The organism is Streptomyces vastus, from assembly GCF_039532825.1.
GTDB classification, from domain to species: Bacteria; Actinomycetota; Actinomycetes; order Streptomycetales; family Streptomycetaceae; genus Streptomyces; species Streptomyces vastus.
Window position 1 is genome coordinate 96940 of sequence record NZ_BAAASJ010000016.1, and the last position, 11165, is coordinate 108104.

Sequence of the window (11165 nt, forward strand, 5' to 3'; positions counted from 1 at the left end):
GATGAGCGGACGGACGGGCGAGCCGGGGACGGGGGCGGGGACGGGGGGTGGCGGCCCGGGGCGTGAGGATGTCGCGTCGGTCCCCGGCGGTGGCCGTACCCACACCCTCGGGCTGCTCTATCCGCCCGCCGGTCGCGGCCGGCACTACACCGCCATGCAGCTCGACTTCATCGGCGGGGTCGCCGAGACTGCCACGGAGTACGGCTACGACCTGTTGCTCTCGCCGAGTGAATCCGAGAACGAGCCCTCGTTTCAGCGGATTCTTGCCGAGCGGCCGGTGGACGGGCTGATCGTGATGGAGATCCGGCGGGACGACGACCGGGTCGAGCATCTCGCCAAGGCGGGGTTTCCGTTCGTCACCATCGGGAGGAACCGGCGGGCGGAGGAGACCGGATGGGTCGATGTGGACTTCGCCGGTCTTGCGGGCAGTTGCGTACAGCACCTCGTTGATCTGGGGCACAGCCGGATCGCCTTCGTCAATCGCTCGGCGCAGCTCTTCGAGAGCGGGTACGGCTTCGCGCACCTCGCACTGGAGGGCTACACCGAGGCCATGGGGCGGCTGGAGCTCACCCCGCACGCGTATCTCTGCGACGACGACATCGCCGGGGGCGAGGCGGTGCTGGAGCGGATCCTGCGGGACGACCCGGCGACCACCTCCATCGTCACCATGAACGAGGCGGCCCTCGGCGGTCTGTACCGCGGGCTGACGCGTCACGGCCGTGCCGTACCCCGGGACTTCTCGGTCGTCGGCGTGGCGGCCGGGCGCTGGGCGGAGCAGGTGACACCGGAGCTCACCGCGGCCGAGATCCCCGCCGCGGAGATGAGCCGGGTCGGTGTCGAGCTGATGGTGGAACGGCTCACCTCGCCCGGCGCGCCTCCCCGGCATGTCCTGCTGAAGCCGCTGATCTCCCTGCGCGCGAGTACCGGCAGGTGCAGGGCCGTGCCCGGTACGGAGCCGGAGCCGGCACTCCCCGATTTTCCCGACATACCGGATTTCCCGGGTTCCGATTTCTGAGCCGAATACATGCGTTCATGAATCTCTGAGCCGAGTCCATGAAGGGGAGTTCTGATCCCCGTGCTGATGGGAGCCTCGAATGCCGTCCACCATTGACCGCCGTGCCTTTCTGCGTGCCGCGGGTGCGGGAGCCGCCGCCCTCGGCACGATCGGCGCCCTCGCGTCCTGCGCGAAGCCCGCGAACTCCGAGCAGCGCAGCAGGGGCACCACCACCCTCACCTGGTGGGACTACTTCACCCTGGAGAACTTCCAGCCCGGCATGAGAGCCCTCATCGAGGACATCGAGGCCAACGTCCCGGACGTACGCATCGACCGCCGCACCTTCCCCTTCGCGGACCTGGAGCGGCAGATCACCCTCGGCGCGGTCTCCGGCGACCTCCCGGACCTCGCCATCGTCGACAACGTCGCGATGAACTCCCTCGGCGGCAGCGACCTGCTGGCCGACCTCACCGACCGGGTCGAGGAGTGGGGCCAGGCCGACCAGTACTACAAGGGCCCCTGGGCCGGCTGCCAGGTCGACGGCAAGACCCTCGGCATCCCCAACAACAGCAACTGCCTCGCCCTCTACTACAACACCGAGATCCTCCGTTCCGCGAACGTGAAGCCCCCCACCACCTGGGACGAACTGGCCTCCGCGGCACAGCGGTTGACGAGCGGGAACCGGTTCGGCCTGGCGATGAGCGCGATCAGGACCGAGGAGGGCGTCTTCCAGTTCCTGCCGTTCCTGTGGCAGACCGGCGGCGACCTGGACACCTTCGCCACCGACGGGGCGACCGCGCTGACCTTCCTCGACGACCTGGTCGCCAAGGGCTCACTGTCCGAGCAGTGCGTGGGCTGGACCCAGCAGGACGTCAACACCCGGTTCATCGACGGGCGCGCCGCGATGCAGATCAACGGGCCCTGGCAGATCCCCACCCTGAAGAAGGAGACGGATCTTGAGTGGAGCGTCGTCGCCCTCCCCCGCGACAAGGCCGCCGCCACCTGCCTGGGCGGCGAGAACTGGGTGGTGATGGCCAGCAGCGAGAAGCAGGACAAGGCATGGGAGGTACTGGAGTACACCCAGCGCCCGTCGGTCCTGGTGCCGTACCTGGAGTCGTTCGGCAATCTCCCCTCGCGCAAGGACCTTGCCGATGAGGGCACTTGGGCCTCCGACCCGGCCCTGCGGCTCTTCCTCGGCCAGCTGTCCCTCGCCCGCCCGCGCACATACGGGCCGGGCTACCCGGACATCTCCCGGGCTGTCGCCAACGCCGAGCAGGCCGTACTCACCGACTCCGCCGCACCCTCGGCCGCGGCGAGGACCGCCGCCCGGAAGATCGACGAGGCGCTGGAGCGGCGGTGAGACCACGCCTTACCAGCGCTTCACGCTCACCCTCGGCCCGCCTGAGACGGACCGGGTACCTCTTCACCCTCCCCGGACTGGCCTTCCTCGCCCTCTTCCTTGCGTACCCCCTGCTCTACAACGCCTGGACCTCCGTGCACGACGTGGGCCTGAGCGGACTGCTCGGCGGCGCCACGCGGTTCAACGGCCTCGCGAACTACCGGGCCACCGTCGCCGACCCGGACTTCTGGCACGCGGCCCGGCTCTCGGTGGTGTTCACCGTGGGCTCGCTGCTGTTCCAGTTCACGATCGGCTTCGCCCTGGCCCTGTTCTTCGCCCGGCCCTTCCCGCTGAACGGCCTGCTCCGGTCACTGCTGCTGGTGGCCTGGCTGCTGCCGCCGGTGGTCAGCGGCACCCTCTTCCGCTGGATGCTCGACGGCGAGTCAGGCGCGTACAACGCCCTGCTGCGGGCCGTCGGTCCGGACACCCTGGCGCGTGACTGGCTCATCGACCCTGGCACCGCCCTGGCCGGGGTCGTCTTCGCGAACGTATGGGTCGGCGTGCCCTTCAACATGCTGCTGCTCCTGGTCGGACTGCACACCATCGACCCGGAGCTGCACGAGGCCGCCGCCATCGACGGGGCGAGCGCCTGGCAGCGGCTGCGCTGGATCACCCTGCCGCTGATGCGGCCCGTCTCGGTGACGGTGCTGCTGCTCGGCCTCGTCTACACCTTCAAGGTCTTCGACATCATCTTCGTGATGACGGGCGGCGGCCCGGTCGACGCCACCAGCGTCCTTTCGCTCTATGTGTACGAGGTCTTCTTCAGGTTCTTCCGGTTCGGCGAGGGTGCCGCCGCCGGAGTGCTGCTGCTCGTCGTACCGCTGCTCGCGGGCATCGGCTACGTACGGCGACTGCGCCGGGAAGAGCGGGAGGAAGGGGCCGTATGAAACCGGCGCGCCGCCCCTGGCTGCTCACCGCGACCGCCACGCTGATCACCGCTGCCTTTCTGCTGCCGGTCTACTGGATGCTCAACACCAGCCTCACGGAGCCGGACCGGATTCTCGGCGAGTCCCCGCGGTGGATCCCCGCACCGCTCACCACCGAGAACTACTCGGCGGCACTGGACGACGACGCCCTCGTCCAGGCCCTGTTCAACAGCCTGGTGATCTCCTGCGGAGTGGTCGCGCTCACCCTGCTCTTCGGCGTCCCCCTCAGCTACGCGCTCGCCCGGGTCCGGATGCGCGGCTCCGGCACCATGGTGCTCGCGCTGCTCGTCGCCCAACTGCCGCCCAGCATCGTGCTGGCGGCCCCGTTGTTCATCCTCGAACGCCGGGCCGGCATCGACGACACGTACCTCGGTCTGATCGCCGCCGACACCACCCTCACCCTCCCTTTCGCGGTGATCGTGCTGCGTCCCGTGCTGCGGGGCGTGCCGAGGGAACTGGAGGAGGCCGCGCTGGTCGACGGCTGTGGCCTCGTGGGCGTACTGCTCCGTATCGTCCTGCCGCTCATGGTGCCCGGCCTGGTGGCGGTGGCCGGGCTCTCCTTCCTGATCGGCTGGGGCGAGTTCGTCTTCGGCCTCACCCTCGCCAAGGAGCCCGGCGTCCAGCCCGTCACCGTCCTCCTCAACTCCTTCGTCGGCCAGCACGGGACCGCGTGGGGAGCGCTGATGGCCACGGCCGCTGTCGTATGCGTTCCGGTGGTGTGCGTCTTCGCGATCTTCCAGCGCTTCATCGTGGGCGGGCTCACGGCGGGGAGCATCAAGAGCTGAGGCTTTGGGGAGAGTCGCCGGGAGAGGGTGGGTGACCGTCATGCGACTGTGGAACGACAACGCAGAGTCCCTGTCAGCGCACTGACAGGGACTCATGAACGATCGAGGTCAATCGCCGAATTCATCCGATACCCGCCCAGGGGTCAGGGCCCCGATGTAATGAGCGGGAAGGTGGTCCTCCAGCGAGTACACGACAGGAAGAGCCCGCAAGATCTGGGATTTCCGTGCGGCCAGCGTCGTCGCGCCCAGTGCGAACCCGAGGAAGCTCGACATCTGTGACGTGTACGTGTCCGTTTCGCGCCACGCCCCCGTCTGCGGCCGGTACGAGGATCCCAGGTATCTCAACCAGCCGGCCACGCTCTGCTGAAGGTGCGAAATCCGGTACCGGTACTCGCGCCCGAAGTGCTCGTACGGCCCTGCCGTCACCGGAGGGAAATGCGGAATGACATCGTCGCCGTGAACGTACCGGATGATCTTGCGGCTGAATTCGCGGTCATTCTCGCAGGCTCTGGCGAAACTCGGATCGCCGATCATCGGCTGACCGAACGTGTACACCCCCTTGAGGAGCTCGGCGACAGCCGCGTATTTCTTCTCGTGCCGCAGCATCACGGCCGTCATCGAGGCCATGGCCCCTCCGAGACTGTGCCCGGTGATGTACAGCGCCTCGAGCTTCCCCGGCATCTCGTCGGATTCACCCTCCACCGGCCTACGCACCGATCGCCCCGCCACGGCACGCCGCAACGCCTCCATGACCTCGTGGCGCGTTGCCCGGACATTGCGGTAGAAGCCGGCGTGCACGCTGGCACAGGGATCTTCGAACTGGTAGTTGATCCTCTCCGGTTCGACGTCGACGTCGGTCAGCCCATTGGCCAGATTCGTCGGTTCCGTGCCTCTGTAGCAGAGGATGACCACCTTCCCGTCGCTGCTCTGGATCAGAAACGCCCTGGAGCAGATGAACATGGCGTCGACGGTCGCCGAGACCAGACGGCAGTGGTTCTTCTCGAGCCCCATCCTCGCCATGATCATCGAGACGGTTTCCGCCCCCGAATAGGCGTAGCCGGAACAGACGGCCATGACATGGGCGGCTACCGGATCGGGATGCTCCTTGATGCCCGCCAGATGCGTCGACAGGCCTTTGTGGACCGGGAAGCCGTCGGTCTCCCAGTACGCGGCACCCGCTTCGTCGGCTTCCGGGAGCTGGGCGTACCGCGCCCCGTCCGGCTGATTGAACGGCCGGAGCTGCCGGTACGACGGAGCCTCCGTGTCGACGGTCCACAGCCCGCCTGTTTCCAGCACGGATCGCATCGTCCGCGCGTCATGCCCATTGGGGGACTGCACGTCGGTCGCTGACTGTGCGTCGGTCGCTGTCTGAGGATTCTGCATCAGGGTGCCCACCTCCGGGGCGGGGAAATTCGGGAGGGTCAGGGGGTCGACGGCCGGGGGAATTCAGGAAAAGACCGATGTGTCGGCGCTTCTCGCGGGGACCTCCGGCGAGGAGCAGAATCAGTACCGGCCATACGTCGACCTATGCTTTCCGTGCGTGCACGGCCCCGAATCAGGATTCGCGGACGATCACTCTTTTGGCCTCATCGGCCGTCCGAAGGGCGCCGTCCATAAGACGCAGTTCATGAGCGCACTCCATAAGACGCAGTCCATAAGGCACGTCAAACGTCCTCGTGTTGCACCCTGCCGTCCCCGCGGTGAAGCTCGTTGCCGTGCGCCGAAAAAGCGCCGAGCAGCACCTGCTCCAAGACGTGGCGGAACTCGTCCCGCAAATCGAGGACATGGCGGAGCCCATGGTGAAGGGAGGCTGGGACGAATGCGCCAGCGTTATGACGCACTCGTGGTCGGCACCGGTTTCGGCGGCGCGGTCTCCGCCTGCAGACTGGCTCAGGCGGGCCTGCGGGTCGGTGTTCTGGAGCGCGGACGGCGCTATCCGCTGGGCGGCTTCCCACGAGACTGGGACAACCCGCTGAACGGCTGGCTGTGGGGAAAGGACCAGGGGCTTTTCGACGTACGGCCCTTCACTGAGATGACCGTGGTCCAGGGCGCGGCCTACGGCGGCGGCTCGCACCTGTACGCCAATGTCCATCTCCGAGTGCCCGAGGACGGGTTCGAGCAGGGCTGGCCCAGCGGTTATGGCCGCGCCGAGCTCGATCCGTACTACGACCTCGTGGCCTGGATGCTGGACATCACGCCGGTCAGCGAGCGGCAACCGCTCGGGATGCCGCCGAAGACGACGGCTATGCGCGAGGCGGCGCGGGCGATGGGCCGCGAGGGACAGTTCGCGCTGCTCCCGCTCGCGCTGAACTTCGGGGAGCCGGAGGTGATGCGGCCCAACAAGTTCGGCGTACCCCAGTCGGGCTGCCGTCATTGCGGTGAGTGCGACATCGGCTGCAACTTCCAGGCGAAGAACACCCTGGATCTCAACTACCTGGCTGTCGCGGAGCAGCACGGCGCCGAGGTGGGTACGCGCTGCGAGGTGACCCGGATCGAGCCGCTGCCGGGGGCCGATCCGCTGCCCGGGGCCGATCCGCTGTCCGGCGCCACCGGCTACCGGCTCACTTACACCGATCACGCGACCGGGGCCGATCAGACGGTCAGCGCGCCGGTCGTGGTTCTGGCGGCGGGCGCGGTGAACAGTACGGAGCTGCTGCTGCGCTGCCGCGACGAGTACCGGACACTGCCGGAGCTGTCCGAGCGGCTCGGCCACCGCTACTCCGGCAACGGCGACTACCTCGGGTTCGCCTTCGGCACCGCCAAGGCCCTGGAGCCGTCCCGGGGGCCGGTGATCACCTCGGGCATCGTGCACGACCGTGGCACCGGCAGCGGCCGCCGCTGGTTCATCTTCCAGGAGGGCGCCTTCCCTCGCGAGATCGCCGGGCTGATCCAGCTCCTCGACGAGGGCGATCCGCGCTTCGCCGGTCTGCTGCGCGCACAGGACGAGGCGTTGGAGGCGATCCGCAGCGCCGCGCGGGAACGGATCGGCGCCCGGCCGGAGCGTACGGACGGTATGGGCGGTATGGGTGGCATGGGCCGTACGGATGAACACACCGCGGTGTTCCTGGCGATGGGCCGGGACACGGCCGACGGCCGGCTCTCGTTGCTCCCGGGCAGCCGCGATCTGCGGGTCTCGTGGAACCTCGGCGACAATCTCGGGCTCTACGAGACCGAGGAACGGTTCTGTTCCGACGTTGCCGCTGCGCTGGGCGGCCGGTCCGGAACCAATCCGATGTGGCGGTCGCTTCGCATTCCGGTCACCGTCCACAACCTGGGCGGCTGTGTGATGGCCGACGACCCGGCGGACGGAGTCACCGACACCGGGGGCGAGGTGTTCGGTTACCCGAACCTGTTCGTGCTGGACGGCGGCTGCCTGCCTGAGGCGACGGGCGTCAATCCGTCCTTCACCATCGCGGCGGTGGCCGAGCGGAACATCGAGGCGGCCATCCGCCGGATCACCGGCCGGGCCGGGTGGCGCGCGCCCGAGCGGGAGTTCGCCGTGCCGGTGCCCGATCCGCTGGACGAGGTACGGATCCCGGTGGGCGGCACCCCGGCACCGAGCTCCCCGGGAACCGGGCTGACGTTCACCGAGACCATGCACGGCACCGTGCGAGGCGGTGCACCGCGCGAGGAGGCGGCGCCCGCCCGGTTCCGGGTGACGGTGGCCGCCCCGGTACTGGCCGACACCCTCGACGACCCGGCCCACCCGATGGCCGCGACGGGCACGGTGTACGTCCGAGGAGTCACCGGGACGCAAGGAGCGAAGGTGTCGGGCGGGGTGGTGAACCTGTTGACCGCCTCAGACGCTCCGGCGGCCCGGCGGATGCTGTACACGCTGCCGTTCTTCGGGGCGGACGGGCAGCCGTACCTGCTGGACGGCGTCAAGGACGTGCGGGACCACGGGCGGATCGATCTCTGGGGTGACATCTGGGATGCGACCACGACGCTGCACACGACGGTCCGCCGCGGGCACACACCCGACGGCGAGGCACTGTCGTCCGGCGTGCTGCGGCTCGGCGCTGTGGACTTCCTGCGGCAGCTGACGACCGTACGGATCACGGGGACCCGGAATCCGGTGCGCCTGGCCGAGGCCCTGGCCCGGTTCGGGGGCTTCTTCGCCGGGTCGGTGTGGGACGTCTTCGTACGACCCCGCATTCCGAGCATTCCAAGCATTCCGTCGACCGGCCCTCTTTCCAGCCTTTCCAGCCTTTCTCGTCTTTCTCGTCTTTCTCGTCTCTTCCGCCCCGAAGGAGCGTCCGATGACTGATACGGCGTCTGGTGCCACACCCCCACATACCACCAAGCGGTCCCTGATCCTCGCCGGCGGCGGGATCAAAGTGGCGTTCCAGGCGGGCGTGCTGCAGGTGTGGCTCGACGAGGCGGGACTGGTCTTCGACCATGTGGACGGCGCGAGCGGCGGCACGTTCAACCTCGCGATGATGTGCCAGGGCATGTCCGGGAGCGAGATCGCCGACGCCTGGCGCCGGACCGAGCCGAAGGCCGGAGTGTCGGTCAACCTCCGCCAACTGGCGCGGTTGGCGTATGCCGAGTCGCTGTTCACTCTCGACGCGTACCGCAGAAACGTCTTCCCGGAGTGGGGACTGGACTGGCGGAAGATCCGGTCATCGTCCCTCGACGCGACCTTCAACGTCTACAACGTGACCCGTCAGGAGCTTGAGGTACTGCCCCCCGCCCGTATGTCCGAGGACTTCCTGGCCGCGTGCGTGTCGCTGCCGATGTGGTTCCCGCCGGTGCGGATCGATGGGGACACCTACGTCGACCCTGTGTACGTGACCGACGCGAACCTGGAGGAGGCGATCGACCGCGGCGCCGACGAGATCTGGGTGATCTGGACGGTGAGCGAACGGGGCGAGTGGCGTCCCGGCTTCGTGGCCGAGTACTTCCAGATCATCGAGGCGGCGGCGAACGGTACCTTCCGCCGTGTGGTGGACCGCGTCGAGCGGAACAACGCGGCCGTCGCGGCAGGCCTGCCGGGCGAGTTCGGCCGGCACATCGAACTGCACGTCCTGCGCGCGGAAGTACCGCTCCACTACCTGATCAACTTCAGCGGTGACCGGCAGCGCGAGGCGGTCAACCGCGGGGTTGAGACCGCTCGTTCGTGGTGCGCGGAGCGGAAGATCCCGCTGGCCGATCCTCTCCCCCAGCCGCTCCTCGAGACGCCGGTGTCGCTGCGGTTCAGCGAGGACATGCGCGGCGGGGTCACCCTCGGGGCGGACGGGCAGTCCGTACGCCTCTCGGTGAACCTCACGATCGCCACCGACAACCTCGAACGCTTCGCCGGCGACCCGCGGCACACCGCGTCGGTCACCGGACAGGTACGCTGCCCGGCCTTCGGCGGCGTACGGGAACTGACCGGGGGGACCTTCCAGTTGTTCGTCGACGACGGCGATCCCACACGCAAGGAGATGCGCTACCGGCTGCACTTCACCGACGACCAGGACAAGCCGCTCACCCTCATCGGAGTGAAGACCGTCGACAGCGGCAACCCGCTACGGATGTGGGGCGAGACCACCACCCTTCGCACCCGGGTACTGCGCGGACATGTACCGGAGGGCGAGGAGGCCATCGGCGAGGTGGCGGCCGAGGGAGTGCTCCGGCTGACCGTGCCGGATTTCCTGAGGGAACTCACCACCTTCCGGGTGGAGGGCTCATCCCCTGCCGCCCGCGCCGCGGGGCTGGCCAGGTTCGGCATGCTGTTCCTCGGCAAACTGTGGGACGTGTACGCCCGCCCGGTCCTCCACCCCGGCCCGATCTGACGCTCCGTCACGAGCGCTTCAGAGAGAAAGCCCAGGCCAGATCCCTCTGACCTGGGCTTCCTGCTGAGCCGCGGCCACTTAGAACCCGCCCACTCCCCCCACTTTCCGCTGCCCTGAGGCCAGTCGGCCCCGAGCAGACCTTCACGAGAACCGACCCCGTCATGCCGCGCGTCTTGATCTACCGTGCCAGCAGTCACCACGACGGGGAGGGCCCGTGGAGCAGACAAGGACAGCGCTCGCCGAGCGAATTGCCGAGCGGAGGAGGGGGATCGGTGACCCTCGCGCGCTGGTCGGTGAGATGCGGCGCTCGGTCCTTCTGGTGCCGACGGCCGGCGGAGGCCTCTGGTCGGCGCGGTCGGGCGGGGTGCGGTGGATCTGCGGGTTCACCGACGAGGCCGCGTTGGCCCGGTTCGCGCTGCATCATTCATCCGGTGATCAGCCCATGGACTACGCGGCGCTGCTGGGCGCCCGCATCGTCGACGAGGTCGTGCCGTCTGTGGACGAGCCCGCCGGCCTTGCCGTCGACATCGCCACGGAGGACGGGTCGATGTTCTTCCCGCCGGTCGTCGGCATCGTCCCGGACGGCGTCGCCGTCGACTCCGGCGCGGCACAGGAGGGGCGCGACCTTGGGCGGTGACGGGGCTGACCTGCAGTTCGACAAGGCGTCTGTCGCGAAGTTCACGCAGGGCGTGGGCGCGACCATCGACCAGCTCGGTGAACTCGGCGGCGCCACCGGTTCGGTGATGGGCAAGGGCTTCTCGGAGCTGTCGATGACCGGGATGGAGGCCGGGCACCACGGACTCTCGGTCGACTTCGAGGATTTCTGCGAGCGCTGGGAGTGGGGTGTGCGAGCCCTGGTGAGTGATGCCAGTGCGCTCGCGAACCGCCTCGGCCTGGCGGCGGGCACCCAGTGGGAGCACGACCAGTACGTCGAGGGCTCACTGAAGGTGGGCGTCAACTCCGTGATGGGCGGCAACCCGCACGCCACCGAGGAGGAGATCACCCAGCAGGACTGGGGCGAGGTGGCCACGCCGGACGCCCTGAACCCGGACTGGAGCGCCGAGTCGTGGGAGCAGGCCGGTCAGGAGATGGAGCAGACGTGGAAGGACACCGGCCGCACCGTCCTCACCGAGGGCCAGGGCGGCCAGCGGTCGGAGATGCTCAACGACGCGCTCGGCATCTCCGACGACCAGTGGAACCAGGCACTGGACGACACCTTCGGCCCGTCGCCGGAGGAACGCGCCCAGCAGGCGCAGCAGCAGGGTGAGTCCGGGGGGAACTGAC

General features: G+C 68.6%; 9 protein-coding genes. 8 read left to right on the forward strand and 1 reads right to left on the reverse strand.

Annotated elements, in window-relative coordinates; all coding sequences use genetic code 11:
- Position 1: 1 nt before the first annotated feature.
- The 4 genes from ABD357_RS06025 (at position 2) to ABD357_RS06040 (ending at position 4104) form a co-directional block, all read left to right on the forward strand.
- Positions 2 to 1015, forward strand: coding sequence for a LacI family DNA-binding transcriptional regulator (locus ABD357_RS06025; RefSeq protein WP_344387984.1), 1014 nt, complete (start codon positions 2 to 4; stop codon positions 1013 to 1015).
- A 79-nt stretch (positions 1016 to 1094) separates the two neighbouring features.
- The gene (locus ABD357_RS06030) at positions 1095 to 2354 is read left to right on the forward strand and encodes an ABC transporter substrate-binding protein (protein WP_344387985.1); all 1260 of its coding nucleotides are present in this window, start codon (positions 1095 to 1097) and stop codon (positions 2352 to 2354) included.
- A complete protein-coding gene (locus ABD357_RS06035) occupies positions 2351 to 3280 on the forward strand; it encodes a carbohydrate ABC transporter permease (protein WP_344387986.1) in 930 nt (309 codons plus the stop codon). Before ABD357_RS06030 ends, ABD357_RS06035 begins: the two co-directional genes overlap by 4 nt.
- Positions 3277 to 4104, forward strand: a complete 828-nt coding sequence (locus tag ABD357_RS06040) for a carbohydrate ABC transporter permease (protein WP_344387987.1) — start codon at positions 3277 to 3279, stop codon at positions 4102 to 4104. Before ABD357_RS06035 ends, ABD357_RS06040 begins: the two co-directional genes overlap by 4 nt.
- A 108-nt stretch (positions 4105 to 4212) precedes the next feature.
- Here ABD357_RS06040 and ABD357_RS06045 read toward each other — a convergent pair whose 3' ends face one another.
- Positions 4213 to 5400, reverse strand: a complete 1188-nt coding sequence (locus ABD357_RS06045) for a lipase family protein (protein WP_344387988.1) — start codon at positions 5398 to 5400, stop codon at positions 4213 to 4215.
- A gap of 523 nt (positions 5401 to 5923) precedes the next feature.
- Between ABD357_RS06045 and ABD357_RS06050 the strand changes: the two genes are divergently transcribed.
- From ABD357_RS06050 to ABD357_RS06065, 4 genes are all read left to right on the forward strand, one after another.
- A complete protein-coding gene (locus ABD357_RS06050; RefSeq protein WP_344387989.1) occupies positions 5924 to 8371 on the forward strand; it encodes a GMC oxidoreductase in 2448 nt (815 codons plus the stop codon).
- The gene (locus ABD357_RS06055) at positions 8364 to 9881 is read left to right on the forward strand and encodes a patatin-like phospholipase family protein (protein WP_344387990.1); all 1518 of its coding nucleotides are present in this window, start codon (positions 8364 to 8366) and stop codon (positions 9879 to 9881) included. The genes ABD357_RS06050 and ABD357_RS06055 overlap by 8 nt, the downstream gene beginning before the upstream one ends.
- A gap of 214 nt (positions 9882 to 10095) precedes the next feature.
- Positions 10096 to 10518, forward strand: coding sequence for a hypothetical protein (locus ABD357_RS06060; protein ID WP_344387991.1), 423 nt, complete (start codon positions 10096 to 10098; stop codon positions 10516 to 10518).
- The gene (locus ABD357_RS06065; RefSeq protein WP_033321721.1) at positions 10508 to 11164 is read left to right on the forward strand and encodes a hypothetical protein; all 657 of its coding nucleotides are present in this window, start codon (positions 10508 to 10510) and stop codon (positions 11162 to 11164) included. The genes ABD357_RS06060 and ABD357_RS06065 overlap by 11 nt, the downstream gene beginning before the upstream one ends.
- The last annotated feature ends 1 nt before the right edge of the window (position 11165 follow it).

Excerpts from the sequence above, each read along its gene's own strand:
- ABD357_RS06025 (WP_344387984.1), top strand. The coding sequence starts at position 2 with ATGAGCGGACGGACGGGCGAGCCGGGGACGGGGGCGGGGACGGGGGGT.
- ABD357_RS06030 (WP_344387985.1), top strand. The coding sequence starts at position 1,095 with ATGCCGTCCACCATTGACCGCCGTGCCTTTCTGCGTGCCGCGGGTGCG.
- ABD357_RS06040 (WP_344387987.1), top strand. The coding sequence starts at position 3,277 with ATGAAACCGGCGCGCCGCCCCTGGCTGCTCACCGCGACCGCCACGCTG.
- ABD357_RS06050 (WP_344387989.1), top strand. The coding sequence starts at position 5,924 with ATGCGCCAGCGTTATGACGCACTCGTGGTCGGCACCGGTTTCGGCGGC.
- ABD357_RS06055 (WP_344387990.1), top strand. The coding sequence starts at position 8,364 with ATGACTGATACGGCGTCTGGTGCCACACCCCCACATACCACCAAGCGG.